The following is a 20,335-nucleotide window of genomic DNA, read 5'->3' on the forward strand; positions in this document are numbered from 1 at the left end:
TACGGGGTGCGATGTCTCTGCATGATGGACACCTCCTGTTCCAAAGAATAGGTGTCCACGAAACCGGGTCAACTCCAAGTTGAACAGATTGTCAGCGATCCGGGCGGCGATGTCGAACGGCCCATACTGGCCGAACCCGGTCCGACGCAGGCCTCGATCGATCGCTGATCGCAGCAGATATGCGAGAGGCATAAACCGTTAAGGCTTATTCGACGCCTGCCAACACACGCTGAGGCACCGTCACATTCCTGTGGCCGATGGCAGGCGTCGAATAACCCTTAACGTACCCGGTCCGACGTTGAACTCGCGGAGTGGGCAGCCATTGATCGGTCCGCGTCGGGCAGAAGGCGACCAGTTGCCGTCATTCGGGTCGCCGCGCCGGCCACGACCGCTCTCAAACTCCGACTGTCATTCGCTCACGCCGGGTCGCCTGCGGCTTGTCCGGCACTGGAATCGTTGGACCGCGCCGAATCAACCCGTGTCGAGCGCCCGCTTTCCCAGCGCAACGACTTCCGCTGACGACCCGACATAGATAGTCATCCGAGAGGAAAGCATATCAATGGGTTCGGTATATGCCGCAGGCTATCCACAGGAACTGAAGCTCATCCCCTGTTACTGCTTCTCCGGCATGACCGATGAGTGATGACTTGTAATTAGCCATTGCGCCCCATCCCAGTGATAGGTGTAGGTGTAACGGGCCTTAACAACCGCTCCAGTTCTTGCGAAGGTGAATGTGTAAAGCCCGGCATCCACGGCCGAATTGCACCCCAGTTCAATGTAGCGGAAGTCAATCTTCCCGGATGGACGATCTTGTAGAAAATGATGAAAGTAGTCCTCTTTGTCAGCGACCGTCAAGCGCGGCTTGTTGGATACGGTTGGAAGAAGAATTGACCGCTCCGCATAGTTGGCGACCACCTTGTGCGGGTCACCGGTCTGCAGCGACTGATTCCATCGATCAAACAACGCTGCAATCTCTTGATCTGACGTGACTTTACAGCTTTCTGTGCGCGACGCCGGCGCAATGTTTGACATGCCTTGGTTCGCGGCGCATCCGGCGAGCACGAACGCCAGGACCGCAACGTTAAATAGCTTCATGGCGGCACTTCTCCAGTCAGAAGGTGGGAGGAAGGTATAACGCTTGAAGTATGGCCAGTCCCGTGCGTGTTAGCCACATCTGACTGACGGCTTCATGCCGAACGCCGCTGCCTCCTTTCGCGGTCAGACTCAACTTGCGCGGCACCAGTCCACGCGGGCCAGCCGACGGGAAGCCGGCGCGTTCGGCCGCCAGCGTTTCCCGAAAGCGGACATCGCGGCCTTCTCGCCGCGGACCTACCGCGAATGACTGCCCCAGCCGATGTCGCAACACATTCACTGTCGCCGATGGAACGGCCGCTTACTGAACGGAGCGGCCGTTCTAACGTCCGCCACAGTATCGTGCTACACGAAGGACGGCGTGACAATCGTGCGCGTGCCGACGGGGTATGCCAGCTCTCTCGATCGCAACATGCCGATCGAGATCCTGCAGCGGTTGTTCAGTGACGGGTACGCAAGCACCAAGGCGGCTCTGGAGAAGATTGTGGCGGGGCCGACTATTCCGGCTTGGTCCCGGTCGTCGCCTCGTCAGGCACTTCCTCGCCGAACTTGTCTGCAACGTAGGCACGCATGGCGGCGATCAGCGGCGTTTTTCCATAGAAGCAAAAACCAGCCGGTGTGGATGCTGCGTAACCGCCGTGGTGCAGTGTGCCGACATTTGTGTTGACGCGGGGTAGGCAGTAGTCTTCACGCTCGATGATCGGGCCGCCAACGGCCCAATCGCTCGCAGGAGAGCGCTGTGTCTAAAGCGCCCGCGGGGTCACCATTGCAAGCAGGCTCTTCCACCCAACATAGCCCATCGTCGATACGCGGATGAAGCAGATCTTCGGCTCGCGCTACCCAGTAGTCCAATAGGACTCCCTCCAGCTCAGCAACCTTCATGGTCCCTCCTAGTCTGCCTTCCGGCGGCGCAGGCTTCGTTGCCCTTGCCTGGCGGCGGGGCTCGGCAATGCCAGCTACGGAATAAGAACCTGGGGAAAGATCAAAGCATGCTCGACATCGTGCTGTTGCTGAGATCAGCTCAAGGTAGGTCTAATACAACGTTGCCTATCAGGCTTCCAGCTTCGACAGCTTCATGCGCTGCAGCAATGTCGTCCAAGGGAAAACGTGCCCCGATCGTGTGCTGTAGCTTTCCCTCCTCCAGTAGCTTCGTGAGGCCGTCTGTCGCCCTTTGCCTGTCCACTCGATCAAGGTCGTACACGACAAAGAAGCGCAGGCTAATTGAGCCAAAAAGAAGGTCGCGAAACGGCACTGCTGTTTCGCCGGGGGCATTAGAACCGTAGCAGATGATTGTTCCATGAGGCGCAAGAACTCCGAAGGGAAGCCATTTGATCGTCGTTGAGAAATCCATGTCGACGATCGCATGAACGCCGAGCCCCTTGGTGATTGCCTTGACCCTTTCAGGAACGTTCTCTTCCTTGTAGTAGATCGTCTCAGAGGCGCCAGCATTCACTGCATGTCGTGCCTTCTCTACGGACCCTACGGTTCCTATTACCTTGGCGCCACCCATGGCGGCAAACTGAGTGGCATAGTGTCCCACAGCGGAAGACGCACCAACGACCAGCACGGTTTTTCCGGTGATGTCGCCTAACATATGAATTGCCTGAAAGGCCGTCGTGGCAGGAATGCCGAGGCAGGCTGCCGCAGCAAAATCTCCTGCGGCCGGCAATTCCACGGCCTGCAATTCAGGCAGTACGACATACTGGGCGGCAGTGCCCATTGGGCGCTGCCATTGACCGTTCCAGACCCAGACCCGTTCCCCTATTCGGTCGGGATTCACGCCTTCACCAACCATATCAATGACGCCAGCGCCGTCACTGTGTGGCACGATACGCTCACTGGCTAGCGGTCGATTACGCCTCGACTTGACATCAGACGGATTTACTCCAGAGCAGGCTATTCGGACACGAACTTCACCTCTCCTAGGTTCCGGAATCGGCATCTCACCAACCATCAGAACCTCCCGAGCCTCCCCGTTTCTTGAGTACCAGGCTGCGCGCATAGCATCCTCACTTGAAGTTGCAAAGTAGTCGGCTGGTCAGCCAACTCCGAAATGTATGGAAGTATAGGGAAGAAAGTGAGCTCGCCGCGGGTGTTGCCTGCCTCGAAGTCCGCCTTGAATGCGTCGAGCTTGTCTTGCAGTGACATGATGGTTCTCCTGACTTGGTGGGCCGGCGTTGAAACCATCATCGGAGAATTGCGGGCAACATCGCAGCCCTTTCTGGTGGGCGCCGTATTCCTTGCGCCAGCGGTAATAGCTCTGCTCGGAAATGCCGGCATCCTTACAGTCCAGCAGGGCGCTCCCCGGAGCGTCACCGGTACCCGCCCGCGCAAATTTTTCCACGAACGACGCGTGGTAAGTCTATAACACCCAAACGGGGTTGCGCTCAGATCATCGATGATCTGCTGCGTGATGTTCACGAAACGCTTGGACGGCATACCGCCCTCCAAGATTTCGTGGTTGTTGATGCAAGAAGGCAACTTACAACGTCCGTTTCCGTTGGGAGGCAAATATGGACAAACGAGTGAATGAAGAAGGGATGGATCTGCTGTTCCGTCAGGCTCGAACCCACAACAGCTGGCTGCCTAAACCGGTCAGTGATGACACATTGCGCGAACTCTACGATCTGATGAAGTGGTGTCCAACGAGCGCAAACTGCAGCCCAGCACGTATTCTGTTTCTGCGCACTCAGGAAGCGAAGCAACGACTTCTACCGGCATTGGCACCAGGCAATATCGACAAGACGATGAGCGCACCGGTGACTGCCATCATCGCTTATGACGGCAAGTTCTATGACAAGCTGCCTAAACTCTTCCCGCACGCAGATGCACGAGCCTGGTTCGCCGACACACCGGAACTGGCCGAGGTCACGGCACGGCGCAATAGCTCGCTACAAGGGGCTTATTTCATCCTGGCTGCCCGCTCGCTCGGACTGGATTGTGGTCCGATGTCCGGGTTCGACCATGCAAAAGTTGACCATGAATTTTTTCCTGCGAGCGCACAGGAGGGCACCTTCCAGCAGGAATACTTTCCCGACAGCCACATCAAGTCGAATTTCCTCTGTAATCTGGGCTATGGTGATCCGGCAGGGCTGTTCCCGCGCAGCCCACGCCTAGATTTTGACGAGGCCTGCAAATTGCTCTGACCACCAGGAACCTTGCTTCGCGGGCCTGATCTCCCTCGCCTAGGTGCAAACGGCTCACATGCCGGTGGATCAGCAGGTGGACGTAGCGGACCACGCCGCCTGCACTTCTGCAATCAGTGCTGCCGAGCGTCCTTCGTAACGCGGCGAAAAGTGGAACGGCACCACCGCCCGGGCGCCGATCCGGCGCGCGATCAGACCGGCCTGGCGGGCCGTCAGGTGATTCTTGCGCAGGCCATGGGCCTTGTCCTCGTCAAGAAATACGCTCTCGATAAAAAGCAGGTCCACGTCGTGCATCAACGCCGACAGGGACTCTACGTTCGCTTCCGTATAGCGCAAGTCTGTTACGTAGCCAATGCGCTGTCCAGGAACGATGTCGACGATCAGGTGACGCAGTTCGCCGACCTGCCGGGTCATGGCGTGCTCGCCATGCCGGTCGAGCCACCGTACCTGAATGGGCGTCTCGTCAGGGGCGCCGGTCAGCACCGCATGTTTCAGTTCGCGCAGCCATGCACCCGTCGACACCCCCAGCGCCGCGAGCCGGTCATTCGCGACGACGACGCGGGCCTTCTCCTCGAGCACGTACGCAACGCACGGGATGTCATGATCGACAAACCGGCCGCGCACGCGAAAGGTTGCTTCGTTGTGCACCACGTCATCAGATCGTTCAAAGGATGGGCCGGCTTCGCGGGCGAACCGTCTCCGACTCGAAAAGAGGGCGCGCTGCCCGCCACCGTCCACGCCGATTTCGCGCGCGTCGATCACCAGCTCGACCTCGTAACGATGCACCACGTTCCAGGTATAGGCGCTCAGCTTGTGTTCGATTTGTGCAAGAAAGTTGGGGCCGCCAAACATCACGATGCCAGCCTTGCGCCCGAGCATCACGCGCAAGAGACGATCGAAGCCGGAAAAATGGTCCATGTGCGTATGGGTAACAAACACATGTGACAAACGCATCAGGTGGCGGGGCATCAGCCTGGAGATATCGCCAAGATCGAAAAGGAGGGCACGCCGTTCGTCGCAAAAGTCCACGTATAGCCCCGGGTCGCCAAACGCGTCATTGACAAGCCATGGTTTGAAGAGGGCGTGCATGAATCTGTCAGGGCAGCGTACGTATGGCTCTTGTGGATGAACGCAGTATGGATCTTCATCGTGCTCTGGCAAAAATCAGAACCGTCCGGCGCCTCAGTCCCGGCTCGTGAAGACCGTCAATACGCCGGTGTAGCCGTAAAGGTGATTCCTTGCAATCTCGCCGCCGGCGAAGAATCCCGCCAGCGGTACCTCACCTAGCGCATTTCGCACCGTCTGCAACTCCGCGTGCCGCGCTCCGAAGTGCGGGCCGCCCCGTCCCGAGCAACTGATATACAGGGCGCCCGACATGTGCCCCGCCGTGCCGCTTTCCAGTTCCGCGCGGATTTCCGTTGCAATGCGCACCAGATCGACCCGGGCGGCCTCGGGGTTGCGCGTGCAAAAGGCCAGATGCATGCCGGGCTCGACCCGATCCGCAATCGCCAGGACCCGGTGCTCGGGATCCACGCCCACCAGGTGCCGCACGAGTGTGTCCGCGCCGAACTTTCCAGGCCATTTCGGCACGTCCTCGGCGCCCGTGCTCAAGCCCGCCAGGGTGGTAGACAGCGCCTGCGACAAAGCATCGATTGGCAGATTCCGGTCGAATCCAAGGTCTTGCAACACGCAATCGAGTGCAGGCTTGCCGTCCAGCGTGCCCACCAGATTGTGTTGGGCCTGGGTGATGGTGCGCACCGGCCCGATGGGCTGGCAGCCCTGCGTCACACGTGAGATCAGACCGACCTCGGGGCCGAAGAGCACGCCGGACATCCCGCCGGTGAACACGCCATCCGCTATGTGCAGCGGACGGTTTCGCGCCGAGGACAGGCCGCCGAAGAGATAACCCGTGGTCGTGCGGGCGCTCAGTTCGTGCAGCAATTCTTGCACGTCCGGCGTGCTGCCCTCGGCATGGACCAGGGCGGTGTGGACCACGAACCCGGAGGATGTCGCAGGCAATGGCTGCAGGCCGGAGAATAGCCGGAACGATTCCCGTGGCAGCGGCGCGAGCATCAGCACCAGGGCCGGTTCGTCGATGTATTCGATGCCGCTGGCGGCCACGCCGACACCGACCGTTCCGACCCATGCGACGCCAGGCTGAGCCCGGTGCAGTTCGTCGAGGATTGCCTCGGACGCGGGTGCGTAATAGTCGCTCATGTAACACCAACCGAGCGTGAACGGAGCGGATTCGTCAAGTTGCGCCGCACGGGCCGCAATTTGGGTTTGAACTTGCCTCTGGCACTTGGCCAAGGCCACCCGCCAATCGGCGTGGGCGGCGTGAGCGTGGACAAACGAAGCGCGGGACATGGTCTAAACCTGTCGAAGGCAACAATAAATTAGACCTCCGCTTGCAGGGCATGTTCAGCCGGCCGTTGATAAACCCGTGATCGGACCGGCCGGCAGGGTTTGCGGTTCATGGGTACAACCCGTGATGTCCGCGACCGGCGCTTGCCGACCCTTCTCAGTCATACGATGCCGATGAAACTCTACGGCCGCTCGGGAGGGACTACGGTCGTTGGCAAGTGCGCACGGATCGTTTCCGCCTTGAAACGGGGCGCCCGGGGTCGCCTCGCGGCGTTCCGTCATCGGTTCGACTGGCTTCACCGGCCAGATCGTGCCGCCCGATCCGGCAGCCTGGTGCGCAGCCCCGGTCGCCACGACATCAACCCGGCGAGGCGAACCGATTCTAGCGTTTGACGATGGCGGAGCGCGGTCTATCGCCGATGCACACGACGATCCTGCGCTCGGTGAATTGCTCCACGCCGGAGCGATCCTGCAAAGAATTTTTTGCTGCCGCTGGCATGATCGACAATAATGCGTGGGAGTATGTCACCGCAGTGCTTGAACGCGATCAATCCATGGAGAACATATCATGCTCAAACGTCTGATATTGACGCTCACGGTCCTGCTGATGTTGCCTATTTCTGCTGCTCAGGCCGACGAATATACGGACACCCTCAACCTATTCAAGAACGCGGGAGAAAGCGGCAGTCTTCTGCATAGTGCCTATGGTTACGCTGTGTTTCCGAAGATTGGCAAGGGAGGGGTCGGTATAGGCGGTGCCCATGGGAAGGGTCGCGTCTATGAGAAAGGGAAACATATCGGCGATACATCGATGACTCAGGTCACTGTGGGCTTGCAACTTGGCGGCCAAGTGTACAGTGAACTCATCTTGTTCAAGGATGAACGAGCCCTCAAAGAATTCACCAATGGTAACTTTGAATTCGGCGCAGATGCCAACGCGATCGCGATCACTGCGGCGGCTGGCGCACAGGCAGGCACGACGGGCGGCACGTCTACTAACGTAAGTGGCGGCAAGAAAGATGCCAAAACGACAGGCGCCTATCGAAAAGGCATGGCTGTGTTTACAGTGGCCAAGGGTGGGCTGATGTACGAGGCAAGCGTTGGCGGCCAGAAGTTCTCTTACACGCCTCGTTGATTTTCGCCAAGTGTTAAATGTAGGCCATTGAAAGGCGCGAAACTTGCGAGAAAGAGACGCATGAGTGTCCGGCGAAGCGAAAGCATGAAAGGCTGCAACTGGCCGTACCCGGGCCGATGCGGTCGGCCCCACCTCGTCCGAAAAACTTTGCCACGCCTGCAGACTGGCATGAAGTAAGCGCCCTCCCAGACTGGTCCTGGCGACCTCGGATGTTGCGCACGCGTTGCGAACACCGTTGTCGACGCGATACGGATAATCCGCGCATACTTGTCCGCACCACTGCTTCAGGTTGCAGGAGCGAACCATGGCGCTCAGGCTCGTGAACTTTCTCGTCTTCGCGATGATGTTGGGCGTGGCGCTCGACGCGTTGACCGGTTGCGGGGGGAATGCGGTCGCGCCCTCGTCTGCCGCGAGCATCGCTGCGCCTGCGATCCCCACCGGCGCAACTTCCTCCGGATTCTTCAAAATCTGCAAGGGACAGACGTACGCGCTCTGCGCGACCGCCAGTTGTACGGTGCTGAACCAGGTGGCCTACTGCCAATGCGACGTCAAACAGGGGGACAGCATCAGCTTGCCGCTGCGCGTAGACGGCGAGGACGTCTGCTCGATAAATGCCAACGGCGTCGACAATGGGTACATGGTGAGCACGTTCAGCTTGCCGGAGTCCGTGGTCGCGCCATACGGCCATCGCGCGCTCTATAACTGCCCAGCGGGGTCCACCGGCGGCTACGCGCAATGCGACGGCGGAATCTGCTTCACCAGCAGCAACGGCAGCGCGTTCCCCGGGTTCGACAAGCCGCTCGGCAGCGCGGACATCATCTGCGCGTGCCCGGTAACCCAGACCCCGGGCTCACCCGTCGGCTACCAGATTGCTGGGCCTTATCCTTGCGACGATTCGTATTTCCGGTACTGCAACAGCCAGATCGCCAACACCAGCACGGGCTCGACGGTCAAGGTCGGCGCCCCGACCGGAACGGCCAGGTTCCTTGCCCTGCAACTTAACGGAAGCCTGCCGAAGTTGAACGAGTGCCGTGCCCCGTCTCAGTAGACGCGAGAGCGCAGAGCCAGGTTACGGTCGCCTGTCGCAAGAGCGCCTGCGATCGGCTCGAGCATGACCGCTCCTGGCTGGACTTAGAGGAATGGCTCCCGTCGCAATCCGACCCCTATGCTCAGGTCATCAGCAGCACTCCGCAAGTCGCCGGACAGGCGATTGCAGAGTTGCGCTTGGGGATTCTAAGGGTGCGCAGCGTCAGGTTGACTCGATGATTTTGTCCAATGTGATGGGAAGGTCACGAATGCGTTTGCCAGTGGCATTGAAAACCGCATTCGCAACTGCCGCACCCACTCCGGTGATGCCGATTTCACCGATGCCGCGCGCGCCCATCGGTGTGTGAGGATCGGCCTCGTCGTTCCAGATGATGTCGATCTTCGGAACGTCGAGATGAACGGGCACGTGATAATCGGCAAGCGACGGATTCATGACACGACCGCTTCTTTCGTCGAACTGGGTTTCTTCCATCAGCGCGAGACCGAGGCCCATGACGATGCCGCCACGAAACTGACTGGCCGCCGTCTTGGCGTTGATGATCCGGCCGCAGTCGAACGAACCGAGGAAGCGGCTGACGCGGATCTCCCCGGTGACGACGTTGACGCGCACCTCGCAGAACAGTGCGCTGTGGCTGTGCATGGACCAGTGCTGCAACTCGAAGGGCATCGGCGCTTCGGCTTCGACGGACAGTTCCTCGCGCCTGGCGCGGGCGAGTATGGCGGCGTAACTCTCGAATCGGCTTTCATCGTCCAGCGCGCAGAGGCCGCCGTCGCGTCCACCTACATCGTCCGGCAGCAGTCCGGAAAGCGGCGAGCGGTTGCCGGCGAGCCCGAGCAATTCCTTGACGAGCTTGTGATGGGCCGCGCTTACTGCGGCGCCGATGGCCGCCGTCTGCTGCGAACCGCCCGCCAGCACTTCTCCCGGCAGGGTGGAGTCCGCATATTTGAAGTCGACGTCGTCCATGCGCAGCCCGAGGCGCTCGGCGACGATCTGCGTCTGAGCGGTCGAAGTGCCCATGCCCATTTCGTGCGCGGCGATGCTGACGGTCGCGCGTCCCTTGTCGGTCAGGACGATTCGCGCGGCACCGCCTGGCATCCGATAGTACGGGTAAGTGCCCGTGGCGCAGCCGATGCCTACGAGCCAGTCGCCGTCGCGCCGCGTGCCCGGCTCCCCGCGCGCGGCCCAGCCGAAGCGCTCGCGGCCAGCCTTCCACGCATCGACGATGCCGCGCTGCGAGAACGGCAGCCCCGTCGTGGGATCCTTTTCCGGCTCATTTTTGATTCGCAGTTCGATGGGATCCATACCCATTGCGTGCGCGAGTTCATCGATGGCCGATTCCAGCCCAAACGTGCCGACCGCTTCGCCGGGCGCGCGCATGAACGTGTTGGCCGTCATGTTCAGCTTGACGGTCTCGACGTCGAGCAGAAAGCTGCGCGACGCGTAAGAGCTCTTCGCCGGCAGAATAAAGGGCTCGGGCATGTTGTTGTGCGGCGTCATGGCGACTGTGCCGGTGTGGATCAGGGCGTCCAGCGTTCCGTCGGCCTGCGCGCCCAGCGCCACGCGCTGTTCAGTGAGCGTGCGGCCGCCGACGACGCGAAACACACCTTCCCGCGACAACGTCATGCGCACTGGGCGCTGCGCCAGCTTCGCCGCGGCCGCAGCCAGCACCTGATGCTGCCAGAGCGTCTTCGAACCGAAGCCGCCGCCGACGTACGGCGACGTCACATGCACATCCTTCTCGTCGATGCCGAACGCCTGGGCGATCGACCACGCTTCGTGAGCCACGGCCTGCACGGTGTCGTGGATGCGCAGCGTGTTCCCTTCCCATGCGAGGGTCGCCGCGTGCAATTCGATTGCATTGTGGTTCTGGCGAGGAGTCGTGTAACGCACGTCGATCTTGTGGGGCGCTGCGGCCAGTTTGGCTTCGGCATCGCCGATCTCGAGCTTCAGCGGCTCGCCCAGGAAGACGCCGGGCTCCGAGCCTTTTCCTTTCGCGGCGCGCAACGACGTTACTCCGTCGGTACCGGCCTCGTAAGTCACCTCGATCAAGGTCAGGGCGTAGTCCGCCTGCTCCTGCGTCTCGGCCAGCACCAGCGCGATCGGTTGGCCGTTCCAGTGGATCTGGTCGTCCTGCATGATGGGGATGTCATCGCCGCCTACGGCTTTCGGCTGCGTCATGAATGCGGGCAGCGGTTTGAGGCGAGGCGCGTTCCTGTATGTCATCACCAGTGCGACGCCTGTTGCGGTTTCGGCAGCAGCGGTGTCGATTTCGACGATGCGCCCGCGGGCGATCGTCGAATACTTGAGCGCGGCGTAAATCATGCCCGCGAGCGGGAACTCCGCCGCAAAGGTCGCCTGACCGGAAACCTTCAACGGCCCGTCGATCCGGCTCACCGGCGCACCGATCAAGCCATGCTTGTGATGAATCAGCGGATCCGGCTTGCCGCCGGGGATGAAACTGTCAGGCGCGAGCGCAATGGCCTTTTTCATGACGGCCTGGGTCGTGTCCTTGATGATGGCCATCAGCGGATCTCCTGAAGTGCGGTGAGCTTCACCAGCGTGTCGACAATGACGCGCTGAGCCAGTTCGATCTTGAACGCGTTGTCGCGCAGTCCTCGGGCGGAAGCGAGTTCCGCCCGCGCCGCAGCGAGAAACGCCGCCTCGGTCGCCGGACCGCCCTTCAGTGCCGCTTCGGCGGCGGTGGCGCGCCACGGTTTGTGAGCGACGCCGCCCAGCGCGAGCCGCACCTCCTTCACGACACCGTCCTGCACATTCAGTGCCGCTGCCGCGGAGATCAGGGCGAACGCATAGGACGCGCGGTCACGCACCTTTTGATAGCGCGAACGGCCCGCGATCGAAGGCGGCAGCGTCACGGCGGTAATCAATTCGCCCGTTTCCAGTACCGTTTCGGTTTGCGGCGTGTCGCCGGGCAGGACGTGGAAATCGACCAGTGGAATATCGCGTGTGCCGTTGCGGCCGCCCACCGAAACCACCGCGTCCAGAGCCACCAACGCGACGGCCATGTCCGAAGGATGGGTGGCGACGCAGGCATCGGACGCGCCCAGGATCGCATGCATGCGGTTGAAACCGTCGATCGCATCGCAGCCCTTTCCGGCCGCGCGCTTGTTGCAGCGCGCGGCGTCGTCGTAGAAGTATCCGCAGCGGGTACGCTGCAACAGGTTGCCGCCCACCGTCGCCATGTTGCGGATCTGAGCCGATGCACCTGCCAGAACGGCCTCCGACAGCATCGGATAGTGTTCGCGCACACGCGGGTCGGCCGCGACGGCGGTGTTCTTCACGCCGGCGCCGATCCGCAGGCCGCCGTCATCCGTGTCCTCTATCGTGCACGAGAGACCTGTGACGTCCACCAGCAAGACCGGATGCTCGATGGTTTCGCGCATCAGATCGACGAGGTTGGTGCCGCCGCCGAGATATTTGGCGCCCGTTCGGGCGCCGAGTGTCAGCGCAGTTTTTTCGTCCGAAGCGCGCTCGTAGGTGAAGGGATTCATCAGGCCACCTCGCGCTTGACGGGCTCGATCTCGACCGCACCGAACGTTTCCTGGATCGCGTCGACGATGCCGTTGTAGGCGCCGCAGCGGCACAGATTGCCGCTCATGCGCTCTCGCAGCTCCGTATGGGACAGCGCAAACCCTTCGGCGGCCACGTCGTCGCTGACATAGCTCGGCACGCCGCACCGCAACTCCCGGACCATGCCGACGGCAGAGCAGATCTGACCCGGCGTACAGTAGCCGCACTGGAAGCCGTCGTGTTCGACGAAGGCCGCTTGCAGCGGATGAAGCTCACCTGGCGCGCCCAATCCTTCGACAGTGGTGATTTCCCGATCCTGATACTGGACCGCCAGCGCGAGGCAACTGTTGATGCGTGTTCCGTCGACGAGAACGGTGCAGGCGCCGCATGCACCCTGATTGCAGCCCTTTTTTGCGCCGAATAGGTGTAACCGCTCACGAAGCAGGTCGAGTAGCGATGTCCGGGGATCGAATTCCAGTTCGATCTCGTTGCCGTTGATGACGAAATGCATGCCTGCTCCTCTTGAGTTCGGACTCGGGCAGTAAGGCTGAAGTCTGCGCCTCTGCGATGGGGGAAAGCAATACCGCGCCGCGCTGCCACGCGGGCTGCCGTCGGCATGCCAATGATCGTGAGGGAAGGCTTTCGCAGCGCTTGGCGACGTCGAACTCGTTTATCTTGAGGCCGACCGCTCCGCAATCGTCTGTCTTTTCGCGTCCAAGTCCAGCTTCATGAGCAGTCTTGACGTAAGGGGATCGGGGGTGACCTCAATGACGGACGATTTCGTTGAAAGATTGACCGGGTTACGAGAAACCGTCTCGTCCCTCAGGGAGGAATTCGGGACGTTGGCCACCGTCGCAAATCGCGTTAGCTGCGCCCCAACAACATTCGCTCGCTCTGGTGTTCTTGGGCGCTCGAAATTCTTGTTCTCAACACCGGCAACTGTTACCGCCACAGAGCAGCAGCCGTGATCTAACCTCATGCAGCCGGTCAAGCCATCAGGGACTCGACGGCAGGTCTCGGATACTAAACCGTCGCTCGAATGGCAACGCCACCAAGGAGGCCAACGGCGGGAATTGGCCGGTCGCTGCCTGTCATTGATCGGCGCCACGTTGTGCGAGCCGCACTCAATCGTCGGTCGTTCCGGGCCTCGTCCCAGCAGCAGGCCACCCGCCGGAAAAGTCAATTACAGCGCCAGTCAGAAACCGGGACTGTGTCGATGCGAGAAAGCAGATCAGTTCGCCGATCTCTTCCGGCCGGCCTAGCCGACCCACTGGTACCGAAGTCCTGACGTAGTCACGGCCTTCCGGCTCGTCTATGAAGACAGCGCGTGGATAATAAGCCTCGCTATACAGGAAGTTCGGTGCCACCGCGTTGACGGCAATGTTAAGTGGCGCAAGTTCGACGGAAAACGATCGAACCAATGCATTCGCGGCATCCCTCGCAGCGTCAGGAATGGCACCTCCATGCATCGGCAATTTCGTCCTGCACGATGTCACCAATACAAGGTTTCCGCCGCCCTGCTGTCTCAAAAGCGGGATTGCCGCCTTTACCAAAGCGAAAGGGCGGACTACCAGCTTTTCTAGCGTCTGCCGCAGGTCGTCCAGTGATGCATCCACAGTGGGCCGATGGATAGCGGGAAAGTGGTCGTTACTGACAATGGCATCAACCCGCCCAGTGACGGCCCATGCGGCTTCGACCAGCAACTCAAAACTTTTGCCGCTCACACGCTCGACACTGTGATTCGCGTTCGAAAAGTGCTCCCACGCGATGTCGTCCAAGAAGAAATCATCTTGGACAAGCACCCGGAATCCCGCATCCAGCAGCGCTGCTACGGCAGGCGGGCCTGCATAGTCCGACGCATTCGTCACAAGCGCAACCTGTTGCTCTTTCTTCACAGCCGCTCCTCCTGGTGGTTCCAAACCCGCGCGATTCGATGGGCACCAGCGACCGCCCTTTCCTCGCGTCTGGCTATGGCGAATTCCGATGTCGGCTCAGCGTTCCATACTCAATGTCCGGCCCGTTTCGATATCGCCTTCAGCGAATCGCGTCATGAGTTGCCCCGTCTCCATGCATTGAAACAGTTTAGGCGTTCAATGCGCGGCGCTCGCACCTTGAATCTGGCGTTACCCTCGTCTCCCCGATCTATGCATTATCTGTCACTGATTCCAAATCGATCACCAACGATCTAGGACGGAGCATCTAGCTTCTGGCCGAAGCTTGCCGATTGAGCGAGCAAACGGTGGTGGCCACGACCGGCAGACCCTGTCTACTTAGGAAGCGGACCGGTCCTGAATATCTTGACGCCCCTCCCCTGGTTCTGGTCCGGTTGGTGCCCTAGATCAGCATATTTTGTCAAGATGCTCACCGCCGCACTGAAGCGATTGTGGCGAAAACACACAACGCCAATTTTGCTCTGATTACTGCGCGAACGATTGCTTATACTCTCTGCACCTCTTTCTCCGAGGCGCATCGTATGCGGCAGGAATGGCTTGAATTTCTCCAGCGACTTGGCTGGAACACTCCAATGATTTTGGCGCTGGCGTCAGGGGCAGTCGGCTCTGTCATAACGCTCGCGTGGATCTCAGCAAGGGATGCCAGGGAGCGCAAGCGTCAGCGACGCGACACTGCATTGGAACTTGCGTTATCGCTGGAAAGCTACGCCCGAACCTGTCGGACAATGATGCACAAGGCCACCTGGGCAGCAGCGGAGCCAGTCGGCCATTTGAACCGCGAAGCCAGTAAAGGCGTTTCCATCCCCGTCTTTGCCTACCCGGACAAGATTCAGTGGCAAGTCTTGAGCCGCAAAGTTATCTCCGAACTCCGTGAGTACCCGGCGACAGTGCACGCCGCTCGGGAGTATGTGGAAGCGTTCCGCGAATTCGGTGAGCCGATCGACCTTTGTCGCCAGGTTGAATACGAATGTGCAAAGGCTGCGATGGCAGCGTTAGCACTTGCTCGGAGCACGCGCCGGCGGCACGGAGCCGCGAGGTGGAAGCCGGGCGCCAAAGATTCAGCCATGGAGCGCGAACTGTCCGACTTCATCGCGAACGCTGAAGAAAAGCGCAAGGCGTCGCTCGAGCGTCGAATGGAGTCTACAGTCGATCGGCGAGTTGACTTGCAACGGTTCAAACAGGTGCTAAGCGCCTAAAACATCGCGAGCTCGGATCCCGCTTGCGCGGATAGTTTCCGTAACCGACCCGTTTGAGCCGCTCCTGTATAAAATTCGAACGTCTGCTTCGCCATCGACACGTGCGGTTGACCGAGACTCGGATCATGACGACCTCTTCGCGACGCGTGAGATCAGTTCATCCACTCTCGAAAGGAACAGCTTGAGAATCGGAGAAGTATTTGCCTGGCTGTAGCCGATGACCAGGTCGATCATCGGCACCTCGCCTTCGAGCGGACGACTGACGACCGACCACGGCATCAGGTTCTCGACATAGGCCGGGATCAGCGTCACGCCTCGCAGCGACGCGACTAGCGACATGACCATCGCGGGGTTGTCCACACTCTGTAGCGGCGTAATCGGGACCCTGGAGCGGTCCAGGTAGTCGTCGATCACCGCGCGCAGCACCTTAGCCTTGCTAGCCATTGCGATGAAAGGCTCGCCAACGAGTTCTTGCGGACGGATTGCAGCGCGGGACGTCAGCGCATGGTCACTCGGCATGAGCACCACGAGCGGTTCCCGGCCAACGACCTGGTAGGCGAGATCGAAGTCCGGTTCGGCACGCAGGAACGCCAAATCCAGCTTGCCGCGCGCGAGTCCTGCGGCGAGGTCCGGCGAATAGTCGCTAGATACGGTGACGTCGATGTTCGGCAACTCGCCGCGCAGAATGTGCATCGCCTCAGGCAGCCACGTCATTTCCTGCCCAGTAAGGAAGCCAAGGGCGAAGCGCTGCTTCGCAGGTTGCCCTGCCCTGCGTGCCGCTTCCACTGCAGCTTCCACTTGGGTCAGCGCCAGCCGCGCGTGATCGATGAACGCCCTGCCTGCTGGAGTCAGCTCCACGCCGCGCGCGCTGCGACTCAGCAACTCGACCCCGACCTGGTCCTCCAAATCCCGAATCTGACGGCTCAGCGACGGCTGCGAAGTGTGTAGCCGCCGTTCGGCTGCCTCCGTCAAGCTGCCCGTCTCGGCAACGGCAATGAAATATCGCAGGTGTCGCAGTTCCATTCAGGCCCCATGCCTCCGAGGTATGCCATCCAGCCTATAAAGTCTTTTTCAATCTTGCCACAAGTCCCTAGATTTCCTCCTGTGACGACGTGATGACGTGTGCGTCCAGCGTTCGAGCCGGTGTTGCCGGTCAGTCATCCCCATACGTCCCTGTCATACCTCACAGGAGTTTAAACATGAGCAAGCCCGTCGTCCTCATCACCGGCGCCCTGACCGGCATCGGTCGCGCCACTGCCCTGGCCTTCGCCAGGAGCGGTGCCCGTCTGGTCGTCTCTGGCCGCCGACAGGCCGAAGGGAAGGCACTCGAAGCCGAACTTCGGCAGCTCGGCGCCGACGTCGCCTTCATCCAGGCCGACGTCCGCCGCGACGACGAAGTCCGCGACCTGGTCGACCAGGCCGTTGCCCGCTTCGGCCGTCTCGACGCGGCCGTCAACAATGCCGGCACCGAGGGCCAGCCGGGACCGGTCGTCGACCAGACCGCCGAGAGCTACGCCGCGACCTTCGATACCAACGTGCTGGGCACTTTGTTGAGCATGAAGCACGAGCTGCGCGTGATGACCGCTCAGAAGAGCGGCAGCATCATCAACATCTCATCGACCTACGGGCACGAAGGGGCGGCCTACGCCTCCGTCTACGTTGGCAGCAAGCATGCGGTCGAGGGCTTCACCAAGTCGGCTGCGCTGGAAGTCGCCGTTATAGGTGTGCGCGTCAACGCCGTTGCCCCGGGGCCGACCGATACCGGCATGCTCGACCGCTTCACCGGCACGGCGGAGCACAAGGCCGCGCTGGTGTCCTCTGTTCCGCTAGCGCGCATCGGCAAGCCGGACGACATCGCCAGCGCCGTGCTCTACCTGGCATCCGATGGCGCCGCCTTCGTCACCGGCCAAGTCATCACTGTCGATGGCGGTAAGACCGCGGGCTGACCGTCGTTGGAGCTTCGCTCCCGGCGTACCTCAAAGGACACTTGACATGACCACATATACCCATCAAACGGCGTCGACGCAGTATGTCGAGGCCCACGGCATCCGCTTTGCCTATCGTCGCTTCGGCAAGCCGGGCGGCGTGCCGCTGGTGTTCAACCAGCACTACACGGGGACCATGGACTACTGGGATCCAGCGGTGACCAACGGCCTCGCCAAAACTCGGGAGATCATTCTCTTCAACAACGCCGGCGTCTCGTCGAGCTCCGGTGAAGTTCCCACCAGCTTCCCGGAGATGGGCGCCAACGCGATCGCCTTCATTAAAGCGCTGGGCCTTTCCAGGGTCGACGTCCTGGGCTTTTCCATCGGCGGCATGGTCGCTCAGGAAATCGCCCTGCAAGGCAGCGATCTGGTACGCCGGTTGATCCTGGTCGGCACGGGTCCACGCGGGGCCGATATGGCTGTCAGCCAGTCGCATGCAATTTTTTCCAGCACCTACGATCCGCCCGAGCACCTGTGGCTGGCCGTCCACTTCTCGCCCTCCGCCTCGAGTCGCGAAGCAGGCCTGGCCTTTCTCAAGCGCAAGTGGGAGCGCAACGATCGCGATCCGGAGATGAGCGCCGAAGGCGTCGCCCATCAGGGCGAGGCCATCGGCAAGTACATGGCCCAGCACGAAGGTGTCCTCGATTACCTGCAGAGCATTCCCCAGCCCACCCTTATCGTGCAGGGGAGCAATGACGTGATCATCCCGACACAAAACTCCTATGTTCTGCAGCAAAACCTGCCTAACGCCCAGTTGATCGTCTACCCGGACGCCAATCACGGCTCTTTCTATCAATACCCGGAGCTGTTCGTGGCCCAAGCCACCCAGTTCCTCGACGCGGCATTCGAGACGCCCGACAGCGCGGCCAAAGGCCTGCCTTTCCCTTCACTGCCGTCTTCCAACTGAGCTTCGACTACCTCTCCAACTTGCGAGGACACGTACCATGGCAAACCTGACCAACAAGACAGCGCTCGTCACCGGCGCCTCCCGTGGCATCGGCGCGGCCATCGCCAAGCGGCTGGCCGCCGACGGCGCCAGCGTGGCGATCACCTATACCAAGGGTGCCGATGCTGCCGCCCAGGTCGTGAAAACCATCGAAGACACTGGCGGTAAGGCCATCGCGATCCAGGCGAACGCGACCGACGCCAAGGCGGTCAACGCCGCGGTGGAGCAAACCGTCAAGACCTTCGGCCAACTCGACATTCTGGTGAACAACGCGGGCACGGCGATCCCCAAACCCTTCGAAGAGGCCACCCTCGAAGAGATGGATCAGATGATCGACCTCAACGTGCGCGGCGTGTTCATCGCCACACAAGCCGCACTCAAGCACCTGAAGGAAGGCGGCCGCATTATCAGTATCGGCTCCTGCGTGGGCGAGCGGGCGACGACGCCGGGCCTTGCGGCCTACTCAGCGACCAAAGGCGCAGTGAAAATGTTCACGCAAGGCCTGTCGCGCGAAGTCGGGTCGCGCGGCATCACGGTCAACAATGTCCAGCCCGGCCCCATCGACACCGACTTGAACCCCGCCGAGGGTAACTGGGCGGTACCGCAGATCGCCAATACGGCGCTAAAGCGGTACGGCCACGTCGATGAGATCGCCGCGCTGGTGGCCTTCGTCGCCGGCCCGGAGGCAAGCTACATCACGGGTGCCAACCTCACCGTCGATGGCGGCACCATCGCTTAAGAACCGCACTGCTGTACTTCCCAAGTACGAGCCGACCAGGGGTGCAGTGCGCGTGCAACCGCCGCCCCATCGAGGAGAAGCCAATGGCTAACCAACCTCTTGTACTGATCACCGGCGCCCTTACGGGCATCGGCCGCGCGACCGCCATCGCCTTCGCCCGCGAGAAGGCAAGCGTCGTCGTCTCCGGCCGCCGCATGGAAGAAGGACAGCAACTCGCCGAAGAGCTGCGTTCACTGGGCGCTCAAGCCGAGTTCCTGCAGTCGGATGTGCGTTTCGAAGACGACGTGCGAAAGCTGATCGACGGCGTCGTCGCACGCTTCGGGGAACCTCCACCTGACGATTTCGATGACCAGCCAATCGATGCGGGCCGCCGGCCCGATTCGAAGCGTGTCACGTTCCCTGGGATGGGCAGTTGATCCCAGTGGCCGACGGTGGATGGGTCACGCACGGTCCTTCCGCGTTGCCGCAGAAAGAAGGCGAAGCAGCGCCGGTCGCGCTCGATGCGGCTGGACTGGAACGCGTTCGCAATGCGTTCGCTGAATCGGCCAGGCAGGCCCAGCGGCTTGGCGTCGATGGCATTGAACTGCACGGCGCGCATGGTTATCTCATGCATCAATTCCTGTCGCCCATCGCCAATCAGCGCGAGGACGAATACGGTGGCTCACTGGAAAACCGCATGCGCTTTCCGCTCGAGGTGTTCGATATCGTCCGCGCGATTATCCCGGCGCACAAGCCTGTCGGCCTAAAGGTCTCCGCGACCGACTGGATCGAAGATGGCTGGGATGTGGAGCAGCCCATCGCGTTCGCCCGCGAGCTCAACATGCGCGGGGTCGACTGGGTGACCGTGTCATCAGGCGGAATCTCGCCGCTGCAGAAAATCACCGTCGGTCCGGGCTATCAGGTGCCGTTCGCGCAGACCATCAGGGAAGCCACGGGGGTCAACACAATGTCCGTCGGCCTGATCACCAAGGCGGAGCAGGCAGAGAAGGTAGTTGCGAACGGTCAGGCGGACCTCGTCGCGATTGCCCGCGGCATGCTGTACAACCCGCGCTGGGGCTGGCACGCGGCAGCTAAACTCGGTGTTCATGTCGACGCGCCGCCGCAATACTGGCGGGCGGCTCCCCATGAACACGCGTCGCTCTTCGGCGACATCGTGCACGGCGCGCGCTAGTCATCGGTCTACCAACGCACTACCGCGGGTTTA

19 protein-coding genes and 1 pseudogene are annotated in these 20,335 nt (G+C 61.1%); 9 read left to right on the forward strand and 11 right to left on the reverse strand.

The window, feature by feature from the left end; translation table 11 throughout:
- Positions 1-612 precede the first annotated feature (612 nt).
- The 4 genes from SB772_RS37640 to SB772_RS37655 form a co-directional block, all read right to left on the reverse strand.
- Entirely contained in the window at positions 613-1,095 is a 483-nt protein-coding gene (locus tag SB772_RS37640) for a DUF4440 domain-containing protein (RefSeq protein ID WP_410838184.1), read from the reverse strand.
- A gap of 494 nt (positions 1,096-1,589) precedes the next feature.
- Positions 1,590-1,793, reverse strand: a complete 204-nt coding sequence (locus SB772_RS37645; protein WP_410838218.1) for a hypothetical protein — start codon at positions 1,791-1,793, stop codon at positions 1,590-1,592.
- A 320-nt stretch (positions 1,794-2,113) separates the two neighbouring features.
- Positions 2,114-3,094, reverse strand: coding sequence for an NADPH:quinone reductase (locus tag SB772_RS37650; protein ID WP_408360591.1), 981 nt, complete (start codon positions 3,092-3,094; stop codon positions 2,114-2,116).
- A complete protein-coding gene (locus SB772_RS37655) occupies positions 3,046-3,240 on the reverse strand; it encodes a hypothetical protein (RefSeq protein ID WP_410838219.1) in 195 nt (64 codons plus the stop codon). The genes SB772_RS37650 and SB772_RS37655 overlap by 49 nt, the downstream gene beginning before the upstream one ends.
- Before the next feature lie 365 nt (positions 3,241-3,605).
- Between SB772_RS37655 and SB772_RS37660 the strand changes: the two genes are divergently transcribed.
- Positions 3,606-4,238 (forward strand): malonic semialdehyde reductase, encoded by a 633-nt coding sequence (locus tag SB772_RS37660; RefSeq protein WP_410838185.1) that lies wholly within the window; start codon positions 3,606-3,608, stop codon positions 4,236-4,238.
- Positions 4,239-4,307: 69 nt separating this feature from the next.
- Here SB772_RS37660 and SB772_RS37665 read toward each other — a convergent pair whose 3' ends face one another.
- On the reverse strand, positions 4,308-5,327 hold the full coding sequence (locus SB772_RS37665; RefSeq protein WP_410838186.1) for a ribonuclease Z: 1,020 nt from the start codon (positions 5,325-5,327) through the stop codon (positions 4,308-4,310).
- Positions 5,328-5,420: 93 nt separating this feature from the next.
- Positions 5,421-6,605 carry an FIST C-terminal domain-containing protein gene (locus SB772_RS37670; RefSeq protein WP_410838187.1) on the reverse strand — a complete coding sequence of 395 codons (1,185 nt, stop codon included), beginning with the start codon at positions 6,603-6,605 and terminating at the stop codon, positions 5,421-5,423.
- 565 nt (positions 6,606-7,170) lie between these two features.
- On the opposite strand from SB772_RS37670, the gene SB772_RS37675 reads away from it, so the two are divergent.
- Positions 7,171-7,737 (forward strand): YSC84-related protein, encoded by a 567-nt coding sequence (locus SB772_RS37675; RefSeq protein WP_410838188.1) that lies wholly within the window; start codon positions 7,171-7,173, stop codon positions 7,735-7,737.
- Between the two features lie 304 nt (positions 7,738-8,041).
- Positions 8,042-8,785, forward strand: coding sequence for a hypothetical protein (locus tag SB772_RS37680; RefSeq protein WP_410838189.1), 744 nt, complete (start codon positions 8,042-8,044; stop codon positions 8,783-8,785).
- A 201-nt stretch (positions 8,786-8,986) separates the two neighbouring features.
- Here SB772_RS37680 and SB772_RS37685 read toward each other — a convergent pair whose 3' ends face one another.
- The 4 genes from SB772_RS37685 to SB772_RS37700 all read right to left on the reverse strand — a co-directional run bounded on the left by SB772_RS37685 (position 8,987) and on the right by SB772_RS37700 (position 14,208).
- Positions 8,987-11,308, reverse strand: a complete 2,322-nt coding sequence (locus tag SB772_RS37685; RefSeq protein WP_410838190.1) for a xanthine dehydrogenase family protein molybdopterin-binding subunit — start codon at positions 11,306-11,308, stop codon at positions 8,987-8,989.
- On the reverse strand, positions 11,308-12,294 hold the full coding sequence (locus SB772_RS37690) for an FAD binding domain-containing protein (RefSeq protein WP_410838191.1): 987 nt from the start codon (positions 12,292-12,294) through the stop codon (positions 11,308-11,310). Before SB772_RS37690 ends, SB772_RS37685 begins: the two co-directional genes overlap by 1 nt.
- Complete coding sequence (locus SB772_RS37695; protein ID WP_410838192.1) at positions 12,294-12,824, reverse strand: 2Fe-2S iron-sulfur cluster-binding protein; 531 nt, start codon at positions 12,822-12,824, stop codon at positions 12,294-12,296. Before SB772_RS37695 ends, SB772_RS37690 begins: the two co-directional genes overlap by 1 nt.
- 613 nt (positions 12,825-13,437) lie before the next feature.
- On the reverse strand, positions 13,438-14,208 hold the full coding sequence (locus SB772_RS37700; RefSeq protein ID WP_410838193.1) for an SDR family oxidoreductase: 771 nt from the start codon (positions 14,206-14,208) through the stop codon (positions 13,438-13,440).
- A gap of 488 nt (positions 14,209-14,696) precedes the next feature.
- On the opposite strand from SB772_RS37700, the gene SB772_RS37705 reads away from it, so the two are divergent.
- On the forward strand, positions 14,697-15,461 hold the full coding sequence (locus tag SB772_RS37705; RefSeq protein ID WP_410838194.1) for a hypothetical protein: 765 nt from the start codon (positions 14,697-14,699) through the stop codon (positions 15,459-15,461).
- Between the two features lie 123 nt (positions 15,462-15,584).
- Here SB772_RS37705 and SB772_RS37710 read toward each other — a convergent pair whose 3' ends face one another.
- Positions 15,585-16,484 carry a LysR family transcriptional regulator gene (locus tag SB772_RS37710; RefSeq protein WP_410838195.1) on the reverse strand — a complete coding sequence of 300 codons (900 nt, stop codon included), beginning with the start codon at positions 16,482-16,484 and terminating at the stop codon, positions 15,585-15,587.
- A 176-nt stretch (positions 16,485-16,660) separates the two neighbouring features.
- Between SB772_RS37710 and SB772_RS37715 the strand changes: the two genes are divergently transcribed.
- From SB772_RS37715 to SB772_RS37735, 5 genes and pseudogenes are all read left to right on the forward strand, one after another.
- Positions 16,661-17,407, forward strand: a complete 747-nt coding sequence (locus SB772_RS37715) for an SDR family NAD(P)-dependent oxidoreductase (protein ID WP_410838196.1) — start codon at positions 16,661-16,663, stop codon at positions 17,405-17,407.
- Positions 17,408-17,453: 46 nt separating this feature from the next.
- A complete protein-coding gene (locus tag SB772_RS37720) occupies positions 17,454-18,353 on the forward strand; it encodes an alpha/beta fold hydrolase (RefSeq protein WP_410838197.1) in 900 nt (299 codons plus the stop codon).
- 37 nt (positions 18,354-18,390) lie between these two features.
- Positions 18,391-19,131 carry an SDR family NAD(P)-dependent oxidoreductase gene (locus tag SB772_RS37725; RefSeq protein ID WP_410838198.1) on the forward strand — a complete coding sequence of 247 codons (741 nt, stop codon included), beginning with the start codon at positions 18,391-18,393 and terminating at the stop codon, positions 19,129-19,131.
- An 83-nt stretch (positions 19,132-19,214) separates the two neighbouring features.
- On the forward strand, positions 19,215-19,547 hold the full coding sequence (locus SB772_RS37730) for an SDR family NAD(P)-dependent oxidoreductase (protein ID WP_410838199.1): 333 nt from the start codon (positions 19,215-19,217) through the stop codon (positions 19,545-19,547).
- Positions 19,526-20,302 (forward strand): annotated as a pseudogene (locus SB772_RS37735) (oxidoreductase); the annotation flags it as partial. The gene SB772_RS37730 and the pseudogene SB772_RS37735, both read left to right, overlap by 22 nt.
- Between the last annotated feature and the right edge of the window lie 33 nt (positions 20,303-20,335).

Source organism: Paraburkholderia sp. SIMBA_030 (assembly GCF_046535245.1).
GTDB lineage: Bacteria > Pseudomonadota > Gammaproteobacteria > Burkholderiales > Burkholderiaceae > Paraburkholderia.